Consider the following 24,567-nt stretch of genomic DNA (forward strand, 5'->3'; position numbering starts at 1 on the left):
CTCAGACGCCCCGACGCGCCAGGAGCAGCGTCGCGTCGTCCGCGGACCGCGGGTCGCGCGCCGCGGTGACGATGCCGTCGACGTCCACGTCCGGTCCCGCCCTGAAGACCCCGGCGAGGCGCCTCAGCCCGTCCCGGATCGACTCGCCGCGCCGCTCGACGAGCCCGTCGCTGTAGAGCACGAGCGCTCCCCCGTGCGGCACCTGGAGCAGGTGCGGGGTCGGGACGCGGTCCACGATCCCCAGCGGGGGTGCGCTCGCGCGCTCGGCCCACGTCGTCGTGCCGTCCGGCCCGACGACGAGCAGCGGCGGGTGGCCCACCGACACGTGCTCGACCACGCCGCTCTCCGGGTCCAGGAGCGCCACCGCGAGCGTCGCGACCTCGCCCGGCAGCGTCCAGCGGGCGACCTCGCCCAGCCGCGCCACCGCCTCGACCGCCGATCCCGTGCTCACGAGCGCCGCGCGCAGCGTCGTGCCGAGCTGGCCCATCGTCGCGGCCGCCTGGAGCCCGTGCCCGGTGACGTCGCCGACCACGAGCGCGAGCCGGCCCGACGGGAGCACGAGGGCGTCGTACCAGTCGCCGCCGACCAGGCCGGTGCCGGCCGACTCGTAACGGGACTCGAGGCACCAGCCCGGGACGTCGGGCAGGAGCGCCGGCAGGAGGCTGCGCTGGAGCTCCTCCGTCGCCCGCACGGCCTTGCGCCCGCGCAGGTACAGCGCCTCCACGAGGTGGCCGCGCAGCGACGTCGCGACGTCGGTCTGGTCCGACGTCCACGACGCGCTGTGGCCGCGCACGACCTCGCGCCAGCGCTCGAAGGACTTGCGCGGGCTCAGCCGGACCGTCTCGCCCTCGCGCTGCGCGATCGCCTTGTTGTACGGGTCGCCGCCCCAGTCGACGTGCCGCAGCACCTCGTCGCGCACCCACATGACGACCTGGCCCTCGGGGAGCACGATGCCCATCACACCGGCGACGTCGGGCGCGAGCGCCGCCACCTCGGGCGCGTCGCGGCCCAGCGCCTCGGTCGCGACCAGGTCCTCGCCGTGGCCCAGCACCCAGGCCACGAGCGCGCGGCACCCGTCCTCGTCCGGCACGTTGCCGACCTTGATGAGGCCGCCCTCCGCGACGACGACCGCGCCGTCGGCCCGGACGAGGCGGCGGAGCCACCCGGAGCGCGTGAGCGCGGTGCCGATCGGGACGCTCTCGTCGCGGCTGTCGGCGGCGAGGTGGGCCAGGACGCCCTCCGCGCGGCGCACCTCCGCCTCGCGCTCGTCCTCCGCCTGCGCGACGAGCCGCACCGAGAGCGCCGACCCGAGGAACTCCGCCGCCGTGCGCACCTCGTACGGCGGCTCGTGCGGACCTGCGTAGTGGTGGCACGCGATGAGCCCCCACAGCCGGCCCTCGCGCAGCAGCGAGATCGACATCGACGCGCGCACGCCCATGTTGCGCAGGTACTCGAGGTGGATCGGCGACACGCTGCGCAGCGTGGAGTACGTGAGGTCGAGCGGCGCGCCCGTGGTCGGCAGCAGCGTCGGCACGATCGGCTGCGGCGCGTAGTCCACGTCCGCGATGAGCCGGATCCAGTTCTTCTCGTACAGCGCCCGGGCCTGCGGCGGGATGTCCGACGCCGGGTAGTGCAGCCCGAGGAACGCGTTGAGGTCCTCGCGGCGCGCCTCCGCGACGACCTCGCCGTTGTAGGCGTCGTCGAAGCGGTAGATCATCACGCGGTCGAACCCGGTGAGCGCGCGCACGTGCCGGGCCGCGTCGTCGTAGAGCTCGTCGAGGGTCGCGGCACGCTCGAGGTCGCGCAGCGCGTGCCGCACGGCGAGATACGTGTTGGGGAACGTCAGGGGGCGCGCCCCCGCCGCGGTCTCGAGCTCGACGACGAGCACCGGCTCCGTCTCCGGCCCGTCGGCGGGCAGCGGGGGACGGTGGAGCACGGCGTCCACGGCGACGGGCGCCCCGTCCCAGCGGTCGAGGTCCAGGCTCACGGGGTTGCGCGTCGCGAGGTCGCCGACGTTCGCGGCGTGGTCGAGCACCCGGCGCGCCGGGTCCGCGCCCAGCGCGTCGGCGAGCGGGCGGCCCACGAGCTCCTCGGCGGAGGCCCCCAGGTGCCCCTCGACGTTGGCCGACGCCTGGAGCAGCACGCCGTCCGACTCGCGGACGACGAGCAGCACGCCGCGCGGCTGGATCATGCCGGGCACGTGGATGGGCTCGCGCGCGCAGTTGTCGAGGTCCACCGCCTCGCCGGGCGCCAGCAGCTCCGGCTCGTCGACCGTCCTGGCCACGTGGTCCCTCCGTCCGGGTCGCCGCGCGCAGGCACGGTGCCGCGGCGCGGGTCGACGGACCACCTGGGCTCGAGGATCCTGGTCGAGTGCCCCAGGCTACCGCGCCTCGTGGCTCGGACCGGCAGGCGGCCCCGGCGGACGTCGCCGTATGCCGCCCGTGAGCGACGCCACGGAACTCCGCGGTAGCGTCGTTCGTCGGACGAGCGGGGCCCCGGACCGCCCGCCCGGCCCCGACGACCAGAAGGTGACCCATGAGCACGACGACGACCCCGATCCTGCGCGCCACCGGCCTCGCGGCCGGCTACGGAGGGCCCGACGTCGTGCACGGCATCGACCTCGACGTCGTGCCCGGCGCCCCGCCGGTCGGGATCGTCGGCGAGTCGGGCGCCGGGAAGTCCACGGTCGTGCGCGCGCTCGTCGGGCTCGTGCGCCCCACGACGGGTCACGTGACGTACGCGGGGCGCACGGTCACCAAGCTGTCGCGCCGGGACAAGAAGCAGTTCACCGCCGACGTCCGGCGCGTCTCGCAGGACGGCCTCGCCGGCATCGGCATCGACCCGCGCTGGACCGTGGACCGCACGCTCTCCGCGGCGCTCAAGGACGCCCGGCGCGCCGGGCGCCCCAGCGGGCGGTCCGTCGAGGACCTGCTGGGCGACGTCGCGCTCGAGCCCCGGTACGCGCCGCGCACCATCCACTCGCTCTCGGGCGGGGAGAAGCAGCGCGTCGCCCTCGCCGTCGCGCTCGCCACGCGCCCGCGCGCCCTGCTGCTCGACGAGCCGCTCACCGCCGTCGACCCCGCGATGCGCGGCGACGTCGTGCGGCGCCTCGCCGACGCGACGGCAGAGCTCGGCACCGCGGTGCTGCTCGTCTCGCACGACCTGGAGCTCGTCGAGCGGATGTGCCCCTCCGTGCACGTGCTCGCCGACGGGACGTTCGTCGCCTCCGGGGCGCTGCGAGACGTCTTCGCCGGCACCGCCCCGGGCGCCGACCACCCGGCCGTGCGGGGGCTCGCGGAGGCCGCGCCGCTCGCCGTCCAGCGCTTCCGGTGACGCTCCGGAGAACTCGTCGGCGACGCGTGTCGAAGACCGGGGGACGCCGTCCGACGTCAGGGTGAACGCGCTTTCTCGACACTAGGGTCGAGGAGGCACTCATCGAGGAGGAACGTCATGCGCGTCATGGTCATGATCAAGGGCACCGGGGCCGACGAGGACAAGATCGCCCCCACGCAGGAGATGCTCGCCCAGATGGGCGCGTACAACGAGGAGCTCGTCAAGGCGGGCATCATGCTCGACGGCCAGGGCCTCCAGCCCACGACCAAGGCGGCGCGCGTCGTGTTCAGCGGGGGCGAGACGTCGGTCGTCGACGGTCCGTTCACCGAGTCCAAGGAGATCGTCGCCGGGTACTGGATCTGGCAGGTCTCCTCGCTCGAGGAGGCCGTCGAGTGGGCGCGCAAGTGCCCGAGCGACCCCAGCATGGGGCTCGAGGAGGTCCTCGAGATCCGGCCGATCTTCGAGATCGAGGACTTCGGCGCCGAGTACACGCCGGAGCAGCGCGCGAAGGACGAACGCCTCGCCGAGCAGATCCGCGCCCAGCAGGGCTCCTGAGGGTCACCGGGCGAGCACGGGCACGGTGATGACCGACGTCTCCCGCACCGTCGAGGCCGTGTGGCGCATCGAGTCGCCGCGGCTCGTCGCGGGCCTCGCGCGGACCCTGCGGGACGTCGGCCTCGCCGAGGAGGTGGCCCAGGAGGCGTTCGTCGCCGCGCTCGAGCAGTGGCCCGAGCAGGGTGTCCCGGACAACCCCGGCGCGTGGCTGACGACCGTCGCGCGCCGCCGCGCCGTCGACCTGGTCCGCCGCGAGCGCACGCGCGACGAGAAGTACGCGCGGCTCGCGGCGGACCTCGCCGCGCTCGGTGCGTCGTCCACGGGAGGGACGACGGCGGTCGCGCACCCCGGCGACGGCGGCGCGGTCCTCGTCGGGTCGGTCCCGGCCCCCGACACGATCGTCGACGACCCCGTGGGCGACGACCTGCTCGCCCTCGTGCTCGTCGCGTGCCACCCCGTACTGCCGCGCGAGTCCCGCGTCGCGCTCACGCTGCGGCTCGTCGGGGGCCTGACGACCGACGAGGTCGCCCGGGCGTTCCTCGTGCCGTCCGCGACCGTCGGGCAGCGCATCTCGCGCGCGAAGCGGACGCTCGCGGAGGCCAACGTCCCGTTCGACGTCCCGCAGGCCGACGAGCTCGCCGCCCGTCTGCCCGCCGTGCTCGAGGTCGTGTACCTCGTCTTCACCGAGGGGTACGCCGCGACGTCGGGCGGCACGTGGGTGCGGCGCGAGCTCGCCGAGGACGCCATGCGCCTCGGCCGCGTGCTCGCCGGGCTGCTGCCGGGCGAGCCGGAGGTGCACGGGCTCGTCGCGCTCATGGAGCTCCAGGCGTCACGCTTCGCCGCGCGGACCGGCCCCGACGGCGAGCCCGTGCTCCTCGAGGACCAGGACCGCTCCCGCTGGGACCGGCTCCTCGTGCGGCACGGCCTCGCCGCGCTCGACCGCGCGCTCGCGCTCGGCACGCGCGCCGGGAAGGCGCTCGGTCCCTACTCTCTCCAGGCCGCGATCGCCGCGTGCCACGCACGGGCCACGACCTGGGCGGACACGGACTGGGAGGCGATCGTCGCGCTCTACGACGCCCTGGCGTCGGTCGCCCCCTCCCCCGTGGTCGAGCTCAACCGCGCCGTGGCCGTGGGCTACGCGGACGGCCCCGAGGCCGCGCTCGTCGTGCTCGACGCCGTCGCGGACGACCCGCGCCTGGGCCGCCACCACCTCTACGGCGCGGTGCGCGGCGACCTCCTCACCCGGCTGGGTCGCCACGCCGAGGCCGCCGACGTCCTCGAACGCGCCGCGGGCCTGGCCCCGACCCGGCACGAGCGTCAGCTCCTCCTGGAACGCGCCGCCGCGGCGTCGTCGGCCGCCGACCCGCGCCCCGCCCGTGGTCGCGAGGTAGAACCTCCGGGCCCGAGGTAGAGCCCCGCGAGCTCTACCTCGCGACCGGCGGTTCTACCTCGCGAGGACGGACTCGATCGCGTCCGACTCGTCGGGGGTGAGCGGGGGTGCCGAGAGCGCCGCGACGTTGTTCTCGAGCTGGCGCACGCTGCTCGCGCCGATGAGGGCGGACGTGACGCGGTCGTCGCGGAGCACCCAGGCCAGAGCGAGCTGGGCGAGCGTCTGGTCGCGGCCGGCGGCGATCTCGTTCAGCGCGCGGGCCTTCTCGAGGTAGGACTCGTCGAGGTTCTGCTCGGACAGGAACGGGGAGTCGGGGCGTGCGGCGCGCGACCCCTCGGGCGCGGAGCCGGAGAGGTAGCGGTCGGTGAGCAGACCCTGCTGGAGCGGCGAGAACACGATGGTGCCGACACCGAGGTCGCCCACGACGTCGAGCAGCGACTCGCTCTGGACGCCGTCGTACCGGTCCTCGTGCGCGGGGTCCTCGACGTGGCGGTTGAGCATCGAGTAGCTGGGCTGGTGGATGAGCAGCGGGGTGCCGAGGTCGGCGAGGATCGCGGCGGCCTCGCGCGTGCGGGACGGCGAGTAGTTCGAGACACCGACGTAGAGCGCCTTGCCCTGCTGGACGGCGTCGTGCAGCGCCCGCATGGACTCCTCGAGCGGCGTGCTCGGGTCGGGGCGGTGGTGGTAGAAGACGTCCACGTAGTCGAGGCCCGTGCGCGTCAGCGACTGGTCGAGCGACGACAGGAGGTACTTGCGCGAGCCGCCGTCGCCGTACGGCCCGGGCCACATGTCGTACCCGGCCTTGGACGAGATGACGAGCTCGTCGCGGTACGCGCCGAGGTCCTGCGCGAGGTGGCGGCCGAAGTTCTCCTCCGCGGAGCCGTACGGCGGGCCGTAGTTGTTGGCGAGGTCGAAGTGGGTGATCCCGAGGTCGAAGGCGCGGCGCAGCACGGCGCGCTGCGTCTCGAACGGGTTGACGTCGCCGAAGTTGTGCCACAGACCGAGCGAGATCGCGGGCAGGTCGAGGCCGCTGCGCCCCGTCCGGCGGTAGGTCATGGTGTCGTAACGGTCGTCGGCGGCGACGTAGCGCGGGGCGAGAGGCATGGATCCATTCTGCCTCCCCGCGCCCTGGGAGCTGTGCCCAGACCCGTCCGGCAGGCGGGCCGTCGCCTCGCACTACGTCCTCGGCTCGGCTGGCCCGAGGACTGTGAGGAGCTGCAAGCGTTCCGCGGACTGGCTCCCAGGTGCTGCGGTGTAGACGAGCAGGGAGTGCGACTGCTCCGGATCGAGCAGGGTCTGGCAGCTGAGCTCGAGCGGTCCGACGAGCGGGTGGAGGTACCGCTTGACCTGGCGTGGTCGCACGCCCACCTCGTGCCGCTCCCACACCGTGCGGAACTCCTCGCTGCGGTCGAGGAGAAGCTGGGCCAGGTGGGCAGCGCGCGACTGCGGCCCCCTCAGGGCGAGCACCCCGCGCAACCCCGACGCGTACATCCGGGAGTAGAAGGCGTGGTCTTCTGGGAAGTAGAGGTCGCGCACCGACGCGTCGGTGAACCAGCGGTACCCGATGCTTCGCGACGGGCCCGTGTACCGGCGAAGGTCACCGACGAGCGCGACGCCGGGAGGCGTCTGCCACAGCGTCTCGCCGAGCTCGGTGACGATCTCTGCCGGTGTGTCCTCCAGGCGCTCGATGATCCGCAGCAGCCCGGGGTCCACGTGGTCGCCGGCCGCCCCGGGCTCGGGCGGACGATGCCCGGCGAGCCGGAACAGGTGGTCGCGCTCCGCGCGCGACAGGTGCAGGCCCTGCGCGATCGAGGCGACCATCTGCTCCGAGGGCTGCGGGCCACGCTCTCGCTCGAGCCGGGAGTAGTAGTCCGTGGACATGTGGCACAGGCTCGCGACCTCCTCTCGCCGCAGGCCTTCGGTGCGGCGCCGCGATCCCCGCGGCAGACCCACGTCCTCGGGCTGCAGCACGGCGCGGCGAGTGCGCAGGAAGTCGGCGAGTCCCGCTCTGTCGATCATGGGTCCATCGTCACGTGCCTGGGGCTGCCGAGCCACGGATCATCAGGCCGTGGATAGCGTGCTGCGCCTGGGTGAACCTGGCACGGGCCGTCCGCCGCGCCCGACCGCGTCCAGCACCGAGGAGTCGTCATGCCCCGCACGAGCCACGAGTTCACCGTCCCCGACCTCACGGGTCGGCGCGCCGTCGTCACCGGCGCGAGCGACGGCGTCGGCCTCCAGATCGCGACCCGGCTCGCCGCCGCCGGGGCCGACGTCGTCATGCCGGTCCGCAACCCGCACAAGGGCGAGGCAGCGGCGGCGCGGATCCGAGCCGGACACTCCGCAGCCCGCCTGACGCTGCATGAGATGGACCTGTCCTCGCTCGCCTCCGTGTCCTCGTTCTCGCAGACGCTGCTCGACGAGGGGCAGCCGATCCACCTGCTCGTCAACAACGCCGGCGTCATGACACCGCCCACACGTCAGGTCACCACCGACGATTTCGAGCTGCAGTTCGGGACCAACCACCTCGGCCACTTCGCCCTCACCGGCCACCTCCTCCCGCTCCTGCGGACCGGGCAGGCCCGGGTGACGTCGCAGGCGAGCGTTGCCGCACGCAGCGGCAGGATCCGCTGGGACGACCTCCAGTGGCAGCAGGGCTACGACGGGATGGGCGCGTACCGGCAGTCGAAGATCTCCGTCGGGCTGTTCGCGCTCGAGCTCGACCGGCGCAGCACGGCGCAGGACTGGGGCATCGCGAGCAACGTCTCCCATCCCGGTGTCGCCCCGACGAGCCTGCTCGCGGCACGGCCCGAGCTCGCCCGTGACTCCGCGACCCGAGGCCGACGCGTGATCGAGTGGCTGTCCTCGCACGGACTGCTCGTCGGGACGACGCAGACGGCAGCCCTGCCCGCTCTCATGGCCGCGACGTCCCCCGACGCGAAGAGCGGTGCCTTCTACGGACCGCAGTGGCCGGGCAACGCCGGCGGACCGCCCGGAGAGCAGAAGCTCTGGGCCCCGCTTCGCGATGCCTCGGAAGCCGCGCGCCTCTGGTCCGTCTCGGAGGAGCTGACAGGCGTCACGTTCGACTGACCGGCGCACGGCGTCGGCCGAGCGTCGCGCGTCGGGACGCGAGGGTGGTTCGGCGAGCACGAACGCCCTGGCATCGTGACAGGCGCCGGTCTAGGCCGAGTCCCGCACGACGAGCACGGGGTCGAAGATCCGCGACGTGACCCGCGGCTCGCCGGTCTCGACCTGCTCCAGCAGGAGGCGCGCCATCTCGGCCGCCATCTCCTCCACGGGCTGCCGCACCGTGGTCAGCGCCGGGCGCGTGAGCGTGCCGGCGGGGCTGTCGTCGAACCCCACGACGGCGACGTCGTCGGGCACCCGGCGTCCCTGCTCGCGCAGCGCGTGGACCGCGCCCTGCGCCATGACGTCGTTCGAGACGAAGACGCCGTCGAGCCCCGGCGCGGTGCGCAGCAGCTCGAGCATCGCGGCCTCGCCGCTCTCGACCGTGAAGTTGCCCTCGACGCTCGGCACGTACGCGTGACCCCGCCGGGCCATCGCGTCGCGGAACCCGTCGAGGCGGTCCCGGGCGGCCAGCACGTCGAGGGGGCCCGAGACGACACCCACCGAGCGGCAGCCGCGGTCCAGCAGGTGGTGCGCGGCGAGCCGTGCGCCGTCGGCGTTCGCGACGTCGACGTAGCTCACCGGGAGGGGCCGCGGGGGCCGGGCGAAGAGCACCGTGGGTCTGCCCGTGGCCAGGAGCTGCTCGGGGAGCGGGTCGTCGGCGTGGGTGGAGACCAGGAGCGCGCCGTCGGCGTTGCCGAACCGGAGGTACGACACGACCTGCTGCCTCGCCTCGTCGCCGTCGGCGAGCATGAGCACCGGGTGGACGTCGTGCGGACGCAGGGACCGCACGAACGACCCCACGACGCGGCCGAAGAACGGGTCGGCGAGCAGGCGCGGGAGGTGCAGCCCGTCGTCGGGGGCGGGCTCGGCACCGGAGACGACGACGGCGACCGTCCCGGTGCGCCGCGTGACGAGCGAGCGGGCGGCCCGGTTGGGGACGTAGCCGGTCGTCGCGACGGCCTCCAGGACGACCTCCTGGACGGCAGGAGCGACCTTGCGCTTGCCGTTGACGACGCGCGAGACCGTCGCGCGCGACACGCCCGCCACCCGGGCGACGTCGTCGAGCGTCGGCGCCCGGTGCCTCACGTCCTCGCTCACGCCACCGACGATAGCAGGGGTAAGAGCGCTTTCCCCGCTGACTCGGGCCCAGGGCGGACTCGGCGCCACCATCCATTTGTTACTAACCAGTTTGTCAGAGTTAGTGTCCGTTTCCAGATGTTTTATGGGTGTATTTCCCCGGGGTCATGCGCCGGCTGCGCTTGACAGCCCCCGTGAGCGGGTGAAAACTCGGGCCTCGGGTAAGAGCGCTCTCCCTGCTTCACACCTCAGTCGCGGCGCCGCGGCTGAGGGCACGGCTCGACGACGAACTGTGCCCTGGGTCGACGCAGACCCGGGGCGGACGGAGAGGTAGACGAACACGATGCGCACCACATCCCCCACCGCCCCCGGGCGACCCCGCAGACGCCGAGCGGCCCGCGTCGCGCTCGCGACGTTGGCCTCCGGCGCGCTCGCGGGAGCGGCGCTGGTCGTGCCCGCGACGGCCGCGAGCGCCGAGCCGGTGCTCCTGTCCCAGGGCAAGCCCGCCACCGCGTCGTCCGTCCAGGACGACTGGGCCGGGTACGCCGCGAGCAACGCCGTCGACGGCGACCTCGGCACGCGCTGGTCCAGCGCCTGGAGCGACCCCCAGTGGCTCCGGGTCGACCTGCAGCAGGACGCGAGCGTCGACCGGGTCGAGCTGGTCTGGGAGGGCGCGTACTCCTCCGCGTACCAGGTCCAGGTCTCCGACGACGCCTCCGCCTGGCGCACGCTCTACTCCACGACCCAGGGCGACGGCGGCACCGACGTGCTCGACGTCGACGGCGAGGGTCGGTACGTGCGCGTCCTGTCGACCGCCCGCCCGGGCGGCTACGGCCACTCGCTCTACGAGTTCCGCGTGTTCGGCGAGGCGGGCGGCTCGGGGCCGGTCGACCCGACCGACCCCGGTGACCCGACCGACCCCTTCCCCGACTACGTGCACCCGGGCCACCCGACGGTCCCGGTCAAGGACTCGGGCCCGAGCGTCGTCGAGGTCGTCGGCGGGAACGGCGACTGGGACCTCCAGGTGGACGGGCAGCCGTACACGGTGCGCGGGTTCACGTGGGGCGGCACGAGCGCCGAGGAGACCGGCCCGCGCATGCAGGGCCTCGCCGACATCAACGGCAACACGACCCGCACCTGGGGCACGGGCGCCGACTCGCGCGCGATCTTCGACGCCGCGGCCGAGCACGACGTCCGCGTCATCGCGGGCTTCTGGCTCATGCCCGGCGGCGGCCCGGGGTCGGGCGGCTGCATCGACTACCGCACCGACACGACGTACAAGAACGACACCAAGGCCGACATCCTGCGCTGGGTGCAGGAGTACAAGAACCACCCGGCCGTGCTCATGTGGAACATCGGCAACGAGGCGATCCTCGGCCTCCAGAACTGCTACTCCGGCACCGACCTCGAGGAGATCCGCAACGCCTACGCGTCCTTCGTCAACGAGGTGAGCGTCGCGATCCACGCGATCGACCCCAACCACCCGACGTCGAACACGGACGCGTGGACCGGCGCCTGGCCGTACATCCGCGACCACGCGCCCGACCTGGACCTGCTCTCCATCAACGCGTACGGCGACGTGTGCAGCATCGCGAGCGCGTGGGAGGCCGGGGACTACGGCAAGCCGTACGTGCTCACCGAGGGCGGCGCGGCCGGCGAGTGGGAGGTGCCGGACGACGTGAACGGCGTGCCGGACGAGCCCACCGACATCGAGAAGAGCCGCGCGCTGCCGCTGTCGTGGAAGTGCCTCATGGAGCACGAGGGCAAGGCCCTCGGCGCGACGTTCTTCCACTACGGCGTCGAGGGCGACTTCGGCGGCGTGTGGTTCAACGTCACCCCTGGCAACAACAAGCGCCTCGGCTACCACGCGATCGCCAAGACGTGGGGCGTCGACCTCGCGGGCGTGAACACGGCGCCGCGCATCACCGGCATGGCGATCCCGGGTTCGACGTCCGTGACGGCCGGCGCGACGCTGGACTTCGACCTCGCCGCGACCGACCCCGACGGCGACCCGATCAACTACGTCGCGTTCTTCAACAGCAAGTACGTCGACGGCGCGGGCGGCCTCGCCTGGACCGAGCTCACGAGCACGGGCCAGGGGAAGTTCTCGGTCACCGCGCCCTCTCGGCTCGGCGTGTGGAAGCTCTACGTCTGGGCGGAGGACGGCAAGGGGAACGTCGGGGTCGAGACGCGGTCGTTCCGCGTCGTGGCACCGCCCGTCGCGGGGACCAACATCGCGCAGGGCAAGACCACGACGGCGTCGAGCTTCGACCCCTGGAACGGCAACTGGTCCCCCGGGCAGGCGACCGACGGCGACCAGGGCACGCGCTGGGCGAGCAACTGGAACGACGACGAGTGGCTGACGGTCGACCTCGGCTCCGTCCAGGCGTTCCAGCACGTCCAGCTCGTCTGGGAGGCGGCGTTCGGCAAGGCTTACCGGATCCAGACCTCGAACGACGGGCAGTCCTGGACGACGGTCCGCACGGTGACCGACGGCGACGGCGGGGTCGACAGCCTCGACGTCGCGGGCAACGGCCGCTACGTGCGGCTCCAGCTCGACGCGCGCGGCACCGCGTGGGGCTACTCGCTGTTCGAGCTCGGCGTCTACCAGCGCTGACACCCACAGACGTCCGGGTGGGGGCGGCGGCAACCGCCCCCACCCGGCACGGCGCCCGGTGACAGACGCCGGGCGTGCCCATCATCCGCGCAGCGTCGCGCGCTCCTGCCCGAGAGGCTCCGCAGCGCGCGACGACCTCGAAGGAGGAAGCATGCACGGCACGACACGCACCACCACGCTATCGCCTCCCCGGCACGGCAGACGCCGCGCCGGGACGGGACGCCGCCGGATCGCCGCGACGATGACCGGCGTCCTCGTCGCGTCGACCTCGGTCGTCGTCACGACGAGCGCCGCCGCCGCCCCGGACACCCTGCTCTCCCAGGGTGCGCTCACGGCGGCGTCGAGCTCCGAGTCCGGCGGCCTGGGCCCCCGGTTCGCGGTCGACGGCGACCGGTCCACCCGCTGGGCGAGCCAGCCGAGCGACGACCAGTGGCTCCGCGTCGACCTCGGCGAGGCGCACGACCTCGACCGCGTCGTCCTCGACTGGGAGGCGGCGTACGGCAAGGACTTCACGGTCCAGGTGTCGCAGGACGGCCGGTCCTGGACGACCGTCGCGACCGTCGCCGACGGGACGGGCGGCGTGCAGTCGTTCGACGTCGACGTGACGGGACGCTACGTCCAGGTCGTCGGGACGGAGCGCGGCACGCAGTACGGCTACTCGCTGTACGAGCTCCAGGTGTTCGGCGACGGCGACGCGCCGGACCCCGAGAACCCGCCGGAGTGGGACGACGAGGTCACGCACCACGAGTTCCAGGCCAACTGCTCGTTCTCGCACTTCCTGCCCGACGACCCGATCGTCTTCCCCGGTCAGCCCGGACGGTCGCACCTGCACACGTTCGTCGGCAACCGCGTGACGGACGCGTTCACGGTCCCGGAGGACCTGTTCGAGAACACCGACTCGACCTGCACGGTCCCGCAGGACCACTCGTCGTACTGGTTCCCGGCGATCGAGAAGAACGGCGTCCCGATCGAGCCCGACATCCCCATGACGATCTACTACAAGTCGGGGATCGACGACTACACGAAGGTCAAGCCCTTCCCACCGGGCCTACGGTTCGTCGCGGGCGACATGATGGCGACGTACGACGAGTTCCGGACCGCGCCGGGCGCCGTCGAGGGCTGGGAGTGCGGCGACATCTCCAAGAGCTGGGACATCCCCGCCCACTGCCCCGAGGGCACCGAGCTGAACATCCGCTACCAGGCGCCGAGCTGCTGGGACGGCATGCACCTGTCCCCCGACGCCTCGGCCCACATGGGCCACGGCGCGCACATGGCGTACCCGGTGGACGGGCAGTGCCCCATGACGCACCCGATCGCGGTGCCGATGATCGAGTTCAAGATCGCGTGGCCCGTGAGCGGTGACATGTCCGACGTGCGGCTCGTGAGCGGCTCCGACCAGTCGTGGCACTACGACTTCATCAACGGCTGGGAGCCCGAGGTGCTCGAGCGCCTCGTGGAGCACTGCATCAACGGCGGGCTCCAGTGCAACCCGCGCGGGTACGACCTCTACAAGCCGCACCGCGGCACCGTCCTCGACGAGGACTACCAGCTCGTCGGCTGACACCCCACCGCCCGACGGGCGCGGCGTCGTCGACACGACGGCGCCGCGTCCGGGGCACGGTCGTGCCCGTGGCACGGCCCACCGACCCGAAGAAGGCAGGACCATGCATCTCCGACCCCCGGCCAGGCTCCGCCTGGCCTCCCTCGCCGCCGGGCTGACCGTGGCGTGCGTCGCGGCGCCGCTCGTGTCGGCCGCCGCGCCCGTCGCGGCCGCGGCGGAACCCGTCAACCTCTCCCAGGGCAAGACCGCGACCGCGTCGAGCGTCGAGGGCGACTACGTCGCCGCACGAGCCGTCGACGGCGACCTGAGCACCCGCTGGAGCAGCGAGTTCTCCGAGGGCCAGTGGCTCCAGGTGGACCTCGGCCAGGTCTCGACGCTCTCCTCCGTCGCCCTGAGCTGGGAGGGCGCCTACGGCAAGGGCTTCCGCATCGAGGCGTCCGACGACGGCACGACCTGGCGCACGCTGCGCACCGTCGCCGACGGTGCCGGCGGGCAGCAGACCCTGCCCGTGTCCGGGACCGGACGCTACGTGCGCCTGCTCGGCACCGAGCGCGGCACCGGCTACGGCTACTCGCTGTGGGAGCTCCAGGTGTTCGGCACGCCCGGGACCGCCGGCGGCCCCGTCGACCCCGGCGACGACTGCACGACGAACGCCGCGCTCGGGAAGGCTGCGACGGCGTCGTCCGCCGAGGGCGCGTACGCCGCGGGCCTCGCGGTGGACGGCAAGGCCGACACCCGCTGGGGCAGCGCGTTCTCCGACGCGCAGTGGTTCCAGGTCGACCTGGGTGCGATCGAGCCGGTCTGCGGGATCGAGATCGACTGGGAGGGCGCCTACGGCAAGGGCTTCCGGGTCGAGACCTCCGACGACGGCACCCTGTGGCGCACGCTGCGCACGGTCACCGACGGGACCGGCGGCAAGCAGGTCCTCGACGTCACCGGCTCGGGTCGCTACGTCCGGCTCGTCGGGACCGAGCGCGGGACCGGCTGGGGCTACTCGATCTGGGAGCTGCGCGTGCTGACCACGGGCGACGGGACGAACCCCGGCACGGGCGAGCCGATCGAGGGCGGCGGGGACCTGGGGCCGAACGTGCACGTGTTCGGTCCCGGCACCCCGGTCGACCAGATCCAGGCCGCCGTCGACGCGGCGTACGCCGCGCAGGAGGAGAGCCAGTTCGGCCTGCGCCGCGACCAGTTCCTCTTCGAGCCCGGCACGTACCCGGTGCACGTCGACGTCGGCTTCAACACCGCGGTCAACGGCCTCGGCAAGAACCCCGACGACGTGAACATCACGGGCGGCGTCTGGGCCGACGCGGAGTGGTTCGAGGGCAACGCGACGCAGAACTTCTGGCGCTCGATCGAGAACCTCGCCGTCACCCCGACGGGCGGCGACATGCGCTGGGCGGTCTCGCAGGCGGCGCCCATGCGTCGCATCCACGTCAAGGGCAACCTCATGCTGCACTCGTCGCGCTACGGGTGGGCGTCGGGCGGCTTCACCGCCGACTCGATCGTCGACGGCCAGGTGCGGGGCTACACCCAGCAGCAGTGGTACACGCGCGACTCGACGCTCACGGGCGGCTGGGACGGCACGCTGTGGAACATGGTGTTCTCCGGCACCGAGAACGCCCCGCCGACGACGTTCCCCGAGCCTGCGGTCACCACGCTCGACACCACGGGCACGATCCGCGAGAAGCCGTACCTCTACCTCGACGGCGACGACTACGCGGTCTTCGTCCCGTCGCTGCGCGAGGGCACGCGCGGCGCGACGTGGAAGAACGGCTCCACGCCCGGCACGTCGATCCCGCTCGACGACTTCTACGTCGCGCACCCCGGCGACACCGCCGAGCACATCAACGCCGCGCTCGACCAGGGTCTGAACCTCCTGCTCACCCCGGGCGTCTACAACCTCGACGAGACGATCGAGGTGAACCGCGCCGACACGGTCGTGCTCGGCCTCGGGTACGCGACCATCGTGCCCACCGCGGGGCAGACCGCGCTCCAGGTCGGCGACGTCGACGGCGTCCGGGTGGCGAGCGTCCTGTTCGACGCCGGGGCGTCCGAGTCCCCGAGCATGCTCACCGTGGGCACCGAGGGATCGAGCGCGGACCACGCGGACGACCCGATCTCGATCCACGACGTGTTCGTGCGCGTCGGCGGCGCGCACGCGGGCCGCGTCGACAGCGCGATCGTCGTCAACGCGGACGACACGATCGTCGACCACATCTGGTCCTGGCGCGGCGACCACGGCGACGGCATCGGCTGGGACGTCAACACCGCCGACCACGGGCTCGTCGTCAACGGCGACGACGTCGACGGCTACGGCCTCTTCGTCGAGCACTACCAGAAGTACAACACCCTGTGGAACGGCGAGCGGGGGCGCACGATCTTCTACCAGAACGAGCTGCCCTACGACCCGCCGAACCAGGCGGCGTGGAACCACGACGGCGTCCGCGGGTGGGCCGCGTACAAGGTCGCGGACCACGTGCGCAACCACGAGGCGTGGGGCCTGGGCTCCTACTGCGTGTTCACCTCGGACGCGTCGATCGTCTCCGACAACGGGTTCGAGGTGCCGATCACCCCGGGCGTCAGGATGCACTCGCTGCTGACCGTCTCGCTCGGCGGGGTGGGCACGTACGAGCACGTCATCAACGGCGTCGGCCCCCGCGCCAGCGGCGTCGAGACCGTCCCGGCGAAGGTCGTCAGCTACCCGTAAGGGAAGCCAGACAGCATGCTGGCCGCCCGGCGTCGGACCTCGGCCTGGCCCTCACCTCGGGCGACAGTTCAGGACGCGGGCCGGGTCGGCGGCGAGGCACCGATCGACCACACGACTGAGGGCCTCCTGCTGACGAGATGCGAGTTGTTGCCCCTCCTCGGAAGGAGCTGGGGGCCACGACTCGCATCTCGTCATCGGGACCCCGTCCGGCGGCGGGCCGCGCGCCGGCCTCGCCCTGCGCGAGAGGTATGTGCCGACCACCCCGGGCGAGTCGCCCTGAGGCCGGTGCCACGACGACCGTCGCGGCGCGTGCGTCCGCGGTCACCCCGGTGAGACGGACGGGGAGGTCGGGTGGAGCGAGGGGCGGGGCGGGTCGTGGTGGGCCTGGCGGGAGCCGCGAGGGACGAGCGGCGGATGGTAGACCCGCCCCGCCCCTCGCGGAACCCGACCGGACGCGACCCGAAGCACCCGAAGCACGGAACCGGCCGGGCGCGAGACCTGGATCAGCGCGCAGGGGTCTCCACGACCTGGCCCGCCCAGGCGAACCCGCCCCCGAAGCCGAAGAGCAGGGCCGGGACGCCGGCGGGGATCTTGCCGGCGTGCCACCACTTGGAGAGCCCGAGCGGGATGGAGGCGGCCGACGTGTTGCCGGACTCGACGATGTCGGTGACGACGATCTTGGACTCCAGCCCGAGCGACTTCGCGAGCGGCTCGATGATGCGCAGGTTCGCCTGGTGCGCGACGAGGACCTCGATGTCGTCGAGCGAGACGCCGGAGCGCTCCACGACGGAGCGCGCGCGGTCGGCGGCGCGCGTGATGGCCCACTTGAAGACGGCGCGGCCGTCCTGGGCGAACTTGTCCGCGGGCGACTCGATGAGCACGGCGGGCGTGAGGTCGGGCTCGGAGCCCCAGGTCACGGGCCCGACGCCGGGCTCGTCCGTCGCGCGCAGCACCGCCGCGCCCGCGCCGTCGGCGGTGAGGATGCACGTGCTGCGGTCGGTCCAGTCGGTGAACGCGGTGAGCTTCTCCGCGCCGACCACGACGGCGGTGCGGGCGGAGCCGGCGCGGATCGCCTGGTCGGCGAGGCCGACGGAGTGGGCGAACCCGGAGCAGGCGACGTTGACGTCGAGCACGGCGGGCCCGACGACGCCGCGCAGGTCGAGCTCGGACGCCTCCTCGGGCGTCGACTGCCCGGGCATGACGCCGGTGCGCAGGTGGTAGGCGACGCGGCCCGCGGTGTTGGGCGAGCGGTCGGTCGCGGTGGCGGTGGCGACGATGACGAGGTCGACCTCGGCGGGGTCGACGCCCGCGTCGTCGAGCGCGTGGCGCGCTGCCGCGGTGGCCATGTCGGCGACCGTCGTGTCGTCGTCGGCGACGTGCCGCGTGACGATCCCGGTGCGCGAGCGGATCCACTCGTCGTTGGTCTCGACGAGCTGCGCGATGTCGTCGTTCGTCAACGTCTTCTCGGGCTGGAAGTGACCGAGGCCGACGATGCGCGACCCGGCCGCGCCGGTGGCGGGAGTGAGCATGAGGTCGATCATGTCACGCAGCCGACGGTCCCAGGACCGGGTCCTCGGGCCTCAGGTGACCGTGCCGAGCTGCCACGGGACGAGCTCCTCGCCGCCGAGGTCGAGCTCCTCGCTCGCCGTCTGCTCCCCCGAGGCGACGGCGAGGATGCGCGCGAAGATCTCGTCGCCCACCTCCTCGAGCGTCGCGACGCCGTCGACGATCCGCCCGCAGTCGATGTCCACGTCGTCGCCCATGCGCGCGTAGAGCTCGCTGTTGGTCCCGAGCTTGATGCTCGGGGTGGGCTTGCAGCCGAACACGGACCCACGGCCCGTCGTGAAGCACACGACGGTCGCCCCGCCGGCGACGAGCCCGGTGACGGAGACGGGGTCGTAGCCGGGGGTGTCCATGAAGACGAAGCCCCGCGTGTCGAGCGGCTCCGCGTACTCGTGCACCGCGGCGAGGTCGGCCTGCCCGCCCTTGGCGACGGCGCCGAGCGACTTCTCGAGGATCGTCGTCAAGCCTCCGGCCTTGTTGCCGGGCGACGGGTTGTTGTCGAGCGTGCCACCGCCCGCGGCGGCGTAGCCCTGCCACCACTCGAGCCGGTCGAGCAGGCGCTGCCCGACCTCGGGCGAGACCGCCCGCCGCGTGAGCAGGTGCTCGGCACCGAACACCTCGGGCGTCTCCGCGAGCGCCGACGTGCCGCCGTACGCGACGAGACGGTCGGACGCGATCCCGAGCGCGGGGTTCGCGGTGATGCCGGAGTAGCCGTCGGAGCCGCCGCAGTTGAGCCCCAGGACGAGGTCGGCGACGTCGCAGTCGGTGCGCTCCCAGCGCGCGTCGATCTCCTGGACCATCTCGCGCACCGCCTCGACGCCCGCGCGGACCGTGGCCCGCACCCCGCCGGTGTCCTGGATGGTCAGCGTGCGCACGACCGTGTCCGGCGAGAGGCGGGCCCCGGCGAGCACGGTGTCGACGGCGATCATCTCGCAGCCGAGCCCGAGCACGAGGACGCCCGTGACGTTGGGGTGGGCGGCGTACCCGCGCAGCGTGCGCAGGAGCACCTGGGCGCCCTCGCTCGTCGGCACGAGCCCGCACCCCGACTGGTGCGTGAGCGCGACGACGCCGTGGACGTCGTCGTAGGCGTCGAGCGCGAGGCCCCGGAACTGGTCGGCGATCATGCGGGCCGTGCTCGCGGAGCAGTTGACCGACGTGAGGATCGCGACGTAGCTGCGCGTCCCGACCGTGCCGTTCGCGCGGCGGTAGCCCCGGAACGTCGGGCGCGGTCCGGGCGGCGGCGCCAGCGGGGTGTGCACCGTGGCGAGCTCGTGCTCGCGCTCCCCCGGCGCGTACCCGAGGTTGTGCGTGTGCACGTGCTCGCCCGCGCGGACGTCACGCGTCGCGACGCCGATCACCTGGCCGTACTTGCGCACGGGACCGCCCGTGGCGACGCCCCGCAGCGCGACCTTGTGCCCGCGCGGGACGTCGTCGAGCACGTCGACCGAGCCTCCGGTGGAGAGTCCCACGACGTCCCCGGGCGCGAGGTCGCGCGTCGCGACGGCGACGTCGTCCTCGGGCCGCAGGACGAGCAGGGGCGTGTCCGCCGCGCGCGCGGCCGAGGTCACGACGGCACCGCCTCGGGCCGGGTCGCCGCGGCACGCTCGAGCGACACGCCGAGGTCAGTGGTCCGCACGACCTGCCCCGTCTCGAGCGAGCGGTTCACGGCGACGCCGACGGCGACGCTGCGCAGGCCGTCGACGTAGCCCGCCGCGCGGGCGAGCGGGTCGTCGCCCACGCCCCGGAAGACGTCGGCGAGGAGCAGGCGGTCGCCGCCCCCGTGGGAACCCTCGCCCTCCTCGATGACGACCTCGCGCGCCGGTTCCCAGTGCCGCTGCACGACGAGCCGCGCGCCGTAGGGCCGCACGTCGCCTGCACCCGGGTCGTGCACGGCGCTCGGGTCCACGACCGGGCGGCGCTTGCCCTCCGGCCCGAGGGCCTGTGCGGCGTGCCCGGACTCGACGTGGGCGCGCTCGACGACGTCGAGCTCGGCCCGGCCGCGCGTGCCGTTGACCGCGACGCGGTACCCCTCCCACGGGCTGTGCGCGGTGAGGGAGTAGGTGAGGGCCGCACCGCGCCGGTAGCCGACGAGCGCGCCGATCGTGTCCTCGATGGTCACGCCGGGCGCGAACACGTCGCGGTCGCGCACGTAGCCGTCCTCGGCCTCCGCGTCGAGGTAGAGCGCGCGCAGCGTGTCGTCCCCCGCGAGGTCGATGCCGAACGGGTCGTCCGGCGCGGCGTCGCGCCCGAGGCCGGGCCGGTCCCCCGGGGGCCGCCCGGCGCCGCCGTCGCCGTAGAAGCGGAGGCCGCCGCGCGCGACGACGGTCTCGGGGACGTCGTCGAGCCACCAGTTGACGAGGTCGAAGTGGTGGCTCGCCTTGTGCACGGCGAGCCCGCCGGAGGCGGCCTTGTCGCGGTGCCAGCGCCGGAAGTAGTCGGCGCCGTGGACCGTGTCGAGCAGCCACTCGAAGTGCACCGAGACGACGTCGCCGATCTCGCCCGAGGCGATCACGCGCCGCAGCGCGGTGTTGCGCGGCGAGTACCGGTAGTTGAACGTCACGGTGAGCGTGGCCGACGAGCGCTCGGCGGCCGTGCGGATGCGCGCCATCCCGGCCGCGTCGGTCGTGAGCGGCTTCTCGCACACGACGTCGACGCCGGCGCCGAGCGCCGCGACGACGTAGTCCGCGTGGGCGTGGTCGGGCGTCGTCACGATCAGCGCGTCCACGGACTGCTCGGCGAGCATGCGGCCGAGTTCGGACGGCTCGTAGCGCGGCAGCGGCCCCAGGCCCGCGGCCTCCAGGCGGCGGTCGTACCAGGAGGCGCGCACCGGGTTGGGCTCGCACCACGCGACCAGGTGCCCGTCCTCACGGTGCTCGCCGAGCAGCGCGTCGACGAACATGCGGGCGCGGTGCCCGGTGCCGGCGACGGCGTAGCGCCGGGGGCGGCCTGTCCTCGCGGTCTCGGTCGGGGTGGTGCCGGGGTGGTGCACGGGTCTGCGGTCCTCTCGGGTCCTGGTCGCGCGGTCTGTGCGACGCTCTGGGGTCGTGCCGGTGCAAGTCCTGGTCGAGCCTGGCCGGGCCGGTCCGTGGGGCGACGGACCGGCCCGGCCGGTCAGGGGTGGCGGGACGCCACGGCGCTGCTACTGCCCGATGGCCGCGCCCACCTCGTCGAGGAACTGCGCCGCGGCGTCCTGCGGAGACTTCTGCTCGAACAGCACCTCGGTGTTGATGCGCTTGAGGATCTCGACGACGTCGCCGGCACCCTGCGGCGGGACGGGCGGGCCGTCCACGACGTCGGCGCCGAGCGCCTCGAGGAAGTCCGCGGCCTGCTTGTCCGCCGGGGAGAGGCTGTCCTTGACGGCCGCACGCACCTCGGTGTTGGCGGGCAGGCCGCGGTCGGAGAGCATGAGCGCCCCGGCCTCGGGGTCGTTGAGGAGGAAGTCCACGAACTTCGCCGCCGCCTCGGGGTGCTCGGACGTCTTGGCGACCGAGTAGTACATCGCGGGCTTGAAGTACATGCCCGTGCGCTCCCCCTCGGACTCGCCCGGGAGGCGCAGGAGCTCCAGGTCGCGACCTGAGGCGGTGCTGATGGCGCCGAGCTGGTTGGTCCACCACATGCCCATGGCGCCCTGGTTGGTGCCGAGGAGCGAGCCCTCCGGGCCGGCGCCCTCGAGCTCGACGGACCGCGCGGCGTCAGGCTGACCGCCGCCCGCCTGGAGGTCGAGGGAGAGCTGGAAGAAGTCCGCGACGGTCTCCGCGGAGACGCCGAGCTCGCCCTCGGGCGTGTACAGGGCCTCGCCACGCTGGCGCGCGAGGATCGACAGGCCGGCCTCGTTGAAGCCGTAGTCCTGCGTGCCGTAGACGCCGTCGGTCGACCCGGCGGTCACCGCGTTCGAGACCTCGACGTAGTCCTCCCACGTCCACGTGGCATCGTCCGGCACCTCGACACCGGCGTCGGCGAACACCTGCGGGTCGGCGAGCACCGCGTACGCGTTCACGCCGGTGGGGATGCCGTAGAGCGCCCCGCCCGTCTCGCCCGAGCCCACGACCGACTCGTCGATCGAGCTCGTGTCGATGTCGAGCTCCCCGAGGTCCGCCAGGACGCCGCGCGAGGCGTAGTCCGCGAGGTAGCGCTCCTCCTGCGTGATGACGTCGGGTGCGTCGCCGGCCGCGACCGAGGTCGCGAGCTTGTCCCAGTACCCGCCCCAGTCGGTGTAGTCGGCCACGACCGTGATGTCGGGGTTCTGCTCCTCGAAGAGGTCGATGATCTGCTGCGTCGTCTGGTGGCGCGTGTCCGAGCCCCACCACGAGAAGCGGATCTGGACCGGCCCGGACTCCGCGGACGACGACTCGTCGTCGCCGCCCGGGTTCGCGACGCCGCCGTCGCCGCCGCAGGCGGTCAGGGCGAGGGCACCGACGGTCAGTGCGGCGGCCAGCGCCGCGCGGCGTGCGCCGGGCCGGCGCGAACGGTGGATCGAGGTGTTCATGACTCTCCTTGTGCGTGACGGGACGTCGTCGTTCTGTCGTGCGGAGCGGTGCCGGTCGGGCACCGGGGGTGGCTCGCGGGCGGGGAGCCCGCGGGCCGGAGGAGCTACTTGATCCCCGTCGTGGCGATGCCCTTGACGAGGTACTTCTGACCGAAGAGGAAGACGAGGAACACGGGGACCAGGGAGACGATCGACATGGCGAACATCGGCCCCCACGAGCTCTGGCCCGTGGCGTCCACGAAGGTGCGCAGCGCGATCGGGACCGTGTACATGTCCGGCTTGGTCAGGAAGATGAGCTGGCTGAAGAAGTCGTTCCAGGTCCAGATGAAGGTGAAGATCGCCGTCGTCGCGAGCGCCGGGAGCGCGAGCGGCATCATGATGCGCAGGTAGATCCGCCCGTGGCCGCAGCCGTCGAGCCGCGCCGCCTCGTCCAGCTCCTTGGGGATCCCGCGGAAGAACTGGACCATGAGGAAGATGAAGAACGCGTCGGTGGCGAGCAGCTTGGGCACGATGAGCGGCAGGAACGTGTTGATCCACTCGAGCGAGGAGAACAGCACGTACTGCGGCACGATCACCACGTGGATCGGCAGCATGATCGACATGAGCATGATCGCGAACCAGACCCCGCGGCCCCGGAACTGCAGCCTGGCGAACGCGTAGGCGGCGAGCGAGCACGAGACGAGGTTGCCCAGCACGGACCCGAGCACCACGACCGCGGAGTTGAGCAGGTAGTGGCCGAACGGGTGGGTGAGCGCGTTCCACCCGTCGGTGTAGTTACCGAGGTCGACCGCGGACGGGATGAGGCCCGGCTCGCGGAAGATCAGCGCCGAGGGCTTGAACGAGCTCGCGAGCATCCACAGCAGCGGGTAGAGCATCACGAGACCGAACGCGATGAGCAGCGCGTGCTTGAGCACGGACCGGACCCGCGCGGACTGCGCCCGACGCCGGGGTCGCGGGGCGGTGGGCGGCGCGTCGGCCGCGAGCTGGGAGAGCGTCGACCGGGAGCGGGTCCCGGGTGCCCCGTCCTCGAGGACGGCGGCGTCGGCGGGGGTCCCCGTGGCGGGGTGCGTGGTGTCAGTCATCGTAGAAGACCCAGTACTTCGAGGCGAGGAAGTTGACGAACGTCATCCCGCCGATGATCAGGAGCAGGAACCAGGCCATCGCCGACGCGTAGCCCATCTCGAGCGAGCCGAAGCCCTTGAGGTAGAGGTAGAGCGTGTAGAACATCGTCGAGTCCGCCGGCCCGCCGGTCCCGCCGCTCACGACGAACGCCTGCGTGAAGGACTGGAACGCGTTGATGAGCTGGAGCACGAGGTTGAAGAAGATGATCGGCGTGAGCATCGGCACCGTGATCGAGCGGAACTGGCGCCACCGGCCGGCGCCGTCGATCGAGGCCGCCTCGTAGTACATGCGCGGGATCTGGCGCAGCCCGGCGAGGAAGATGATCATCGGCGCGCCGAAGGTCCACACGTTGAGAGCGACGAGCGTGCCCAGGGCGTAGTCGGGGTGCGAGACCCACCCCTGTCCCTGGATCCCGACGAGCGCCAGGACCTGGTTGACGAGCCCGTCGGCGCCGAAGACCTGGCGCCACAGGATCGCGATCGCCACGCTCCCGCCGAGCAGCGAGGGCAGGTAGTAGATCGAGCGGTAGACGGCGAGCCCCCGCAGGCCCTTGTCGAGCAGGAGCGCGAGGCCGAGCGCGGCCGCGAGCTGGAGCGGCACGGAGACGAACACGTACGTGAACGTCACCTGGAGCGAGTTGAGCAGCCGCGGGTCGGCGAACATCCGCTCGTAGTTGTCCCACCCGATCCAGCTCGGCGCCTGGAGCAGGTCGTAGTCCGTGAAGGACAGGTACAGCGACGCCACCATCGGGCCCGCCGTGATGAGCGCGAGGCCCACGAACCAGGGGGCGAGGAAGAGCGCCGCCGCCTTCCCGTCCCCCTTCTTGCGTGCGGGCCGCCGCGTGGCGGTCCCTCGCGCGAGCTCGGTCACCGCCATGCGAGACCCTCCTCGCACCTCGTGCCGGTCATCCGTCACCCTCCGGTCGTCGTCGATCGGTAGTCCGGCGTTCCCCCGTCGCGGGGAAACCGGTTGCTGGGTGAGGACCGTAGCACATGTGGAACCGGTTTCCCATGGTGTACGGTCAGGT

Annotated in this window: 17 protein-coding genes; 7 read left to right on the forward strand and 10 right to left on the reverse strand. The window is 73.0% G+C overall.

What is annotated here, in order from left to right; translation table 11 throughout:
* Position 1: 1 nt before the first annotated feature.
* The gene (locus AC6CH9_RS00750; RefSeq protein ID WP_498153187.1) at positions 2 to 2,284 is read right to left on the reverse strand and encodes a SpoIIE family protein phosphatase; all 2,283 of its coding nucleotides are present in this window, start codon (positions 2,282 to 2,284) and stop codon (positions 2 to 4) included.
* 251 nt (positions 2,285 to 2,535) lie between these two features.
* Between AC6CH9_RS00750 and AC6CH9_RS00755 the strand changes: the two genes are divergently transcribed.
* The 3 genes from AC6CH9_RS00755 to AC6CH9_RS00765 all read left to right on the forward strand — a co-directional run bounded on the left by AC6CH9_RS00755 (position 2,536) and on the right by AC6CH9_RS00765 (position 5,299).
* Entirely contained in the window at positions 2,536 to 3,333 is a 798-nt protein-coding gene (locus tag AC6CH9_RS00755) for an ABC transporter ATP-binding protein (RefSeq protein WP_498153188.1), read from the forward strand.
* A gap of 117 nt (positions 3,334 to 3,450) precedes the next feature.
* A complete protein-coding gene (locus AC6CH9_RS00760) occupies positions 3,451 to 3,888 on the forward strand; it encodes a YciI family protein (RefSeq protein ID WP_498153189.1) in 438 nt (145 codons plus the stop codon).
* A gap of 28 nt (positions 3,889 to 3,916) precedes the next feature.
* A complete protein-coding gene (locus AC6CH9_RS00765; protein ID WP_498153190.1) occupies positions 3,917 to 5,299 on the forward strand; it encodes an RNA polymerase sigma factor in 1,383 nt (460 codons plus the stop codon).
* Positions 5,300 to 5,332: 33 nt separating this feature from the next.
* On the opposite strand, the gene AC6CH9_RS00770 is transcribed toward AC6CH9_RS00765, so the two are convergent.
* Together AC6CH9_RS00770 and AC6CH9_RS00775 are read right to left on the reverse strand one after the other, a co-directional pair.
* On the reverse strand, positions 5,333 to 6,382 hold the full coding sequence (locus AC6CH9_RS00770; protein ID WP_498153191.1) for an aldo/keto reductase: 1,050 nt from the start codon (positions 6,380 to 6,382) through the stop codon (positions 5,333 to 5,335).
* 72 nt (positions 6,383 to 6,454) lie between these two features.
* Positions 6,455 to 7,297 (reverse strand): helix-turn-helix transcriptional regulator, encoded by an 843-nt coding sequence (locus AC6CH9_RS00775; protein WP_498153192.1) that lies wholly within the window; start codon positions 7,295 to 7,297, stop codon positions 6,455 to 6,457.
* Positions 7,298 to 7,426: 129 nt separating this feature from the next.
* On the opposite strand from AC6CH9_RS00775, the gene AC6CH9_RS00780 reads away from it, so the two are divergent.
* Positions 7,427 to 8,365 carry an SDR family oxidoreductase gene (locus AC6CH9_RS00780; protein WP_498153193.1) on the forward strand — a complete coding sequence of 313 codons (939 nt, stop codon included), beginning with the start codon at positions 7,427 to 7,429 and terminating at the stop codon, positions 8,363 to 8,365.
* Positions 8,366 to 8,455: 90 nt separating this feature from the next.
* Here AC6CH9_RS00780 and AC6CH9_RS00785 read toward each other — a convergent pair whose 3' ends face one another.
* On the reverse strand, positions 8,456 to 9,502 hold the full coding sequence (locus AC6CH9_RS00785) for a LacI family DNA-binding transcriptional regulator (RefSeq protein WP_498153194.1): 1,047 nt from the start codon (positions 9,500 to 9,502) through the stop codon (positions 8,456 to 8,458).
* A gap of 322 nt (positions 9,503 to 9,824) precedes the next feature.
* Between AC6CH9_RS00785 and AC6CH9_RS00790 the strand changes: the two genes are divergently transcribed.
* From AC6CH9_RS00790 to AC6CH9_RS00800, 3 genes are all read left to right on the forward strand, one after another.
* Positions 9,825 to 12,098: a discoidin domain-containing protein gene (locus AC6CH9_RS00790; protein ID WP_498153195.1), complete on the forward strand. Its 2,274-nt coding sequence runs from the start codon at positions 9,825 to 9,827 to the stop codon at positions 12,096 to 12,098.
* Positions 12,099 to 12,249: 151 nt separating this feature from the next.
* Positions 12,250 to 13,659 (forward strand): DUF1996 domain-containing protein, encoded by a 1,410-nt coding sequence (locus AC6CH9_RS00795; RefSeq protein ID WP_498153196.1) that lies wholly within the window; start codon positions 12,250 to 12,252, stop codon positions 13,657 to 13,659.
* A 103-nt stretch (positions 13,660 to 13,762) separates the two neighbouring features.
* Entirely contained in the window at positions 13,763 to 16,369 is a 2,607-nt protein-coding gene (locus AC6CH9_RS00800; RefSeq protein ID WP_498153197.1) for a pectate lyase-like domain-containing protein, read from the forward strand.
* 503 nt (positions 16,370 to 16,872) lie between these two features.
* Here AC6CH9_RS00800 and AC6CH9_RS00805 read toward each other — a convergent pair.
* The 6 genes from AC6CH9_RS00805 to AC6CH9_RS00830 form a co-directional block, all read right to left on the reverse strand.
* A complete protein-coding gene (locus AC6CH9_RS00805; RefSeq protein WP_498153198.1) occupies positions 16,873 to 17,898 on the reverse strand; it encodes a 3-oxoacyl-[acyl-carrier-protein] synthase III C-terminal domain-containing protein in 1,026 nt (341 codons plus the stop codon).
* Between the two features lie 51 nt (positions 17,899 to 17,949).
* The gene (locus AC6CH9_RS00810) at positions 17,950 to 19,500 is read right to left on the reverse strand and encodes a UxaA family hydrolase (RefSeq protein ID WP_498153199.1); all 1,551 of its coding nucleotides are present in this window, start codon (positions 19,498 to 19,500) and stop codon (positions 17,950 to 17,952) included.
* Positions 19,497 to 20,921: a Gfo/Idh/MocA family oxidoreductase gene (locus AC6CH9_RS00815; protein WP_498153200.1), complete on the reverse strand. Its 1,425-nt coding sequence runs from the start codon at positions 20,919 to 20,921 to the stop codon at positions 19,497 to 19,499. Before AC6CH9_RS00815 ends, AC6CH9_RS00810 begins: the two co-directional genes overlap by 4 nt.
* A gap of 150 nt (positions 20,922 to 21,071) precedes the next feature.
* Positions 21,072 to 22,418 carry an ABC transporter substrate-binding protein gene (locus tag AC6CH9_RS00820; RefSeq protein ID WP_498153201.1) on the reverse strand — a complete coding sequence of 449 codons (1,347 nt, stop codon included), beginning with the start codon at positions 22,416 to 22,418 and terminating at the stop codon, positions 21,072 to 21,074.
* A 104-nt stretch (positions 22,419 to 22,522) separates the two neighbouring features.
* Positions 22,523 to 23,500: a carbohydrate ABC transporter permease gene (locus AC6CH9_RS00825; protein ID WP_498153202.1), complete on the reverse strand. Its 978-nt coding sequence runs from the start codon at positions 23,498 to 23,500 to the stop codon at positions 22,523 to 22,525.
* Positions 23,493 to 24,416 (reverse strand): carbohydrate ABC transporter permease, encoded by a 924-nt coding sequence (locus AC6CH9_RS00830; RefSeq protein WP_498153203.1) that lies wholly within the window; start codon positions 24,414 to 24,416, stop codon positions 23,493 to 23,495. Before AC6CH9_RS00830 ends, AC6CH9_RS00825 begins: the two co-directional genes overlap by 8 nt.
* Positions 24,417 to 24,567 lie beyond the last annotated feature (151 nt).

The sequence above is a fragment of the Cellulosimicrobium sp. GQ32 genome (assembly GCF_059758455.1).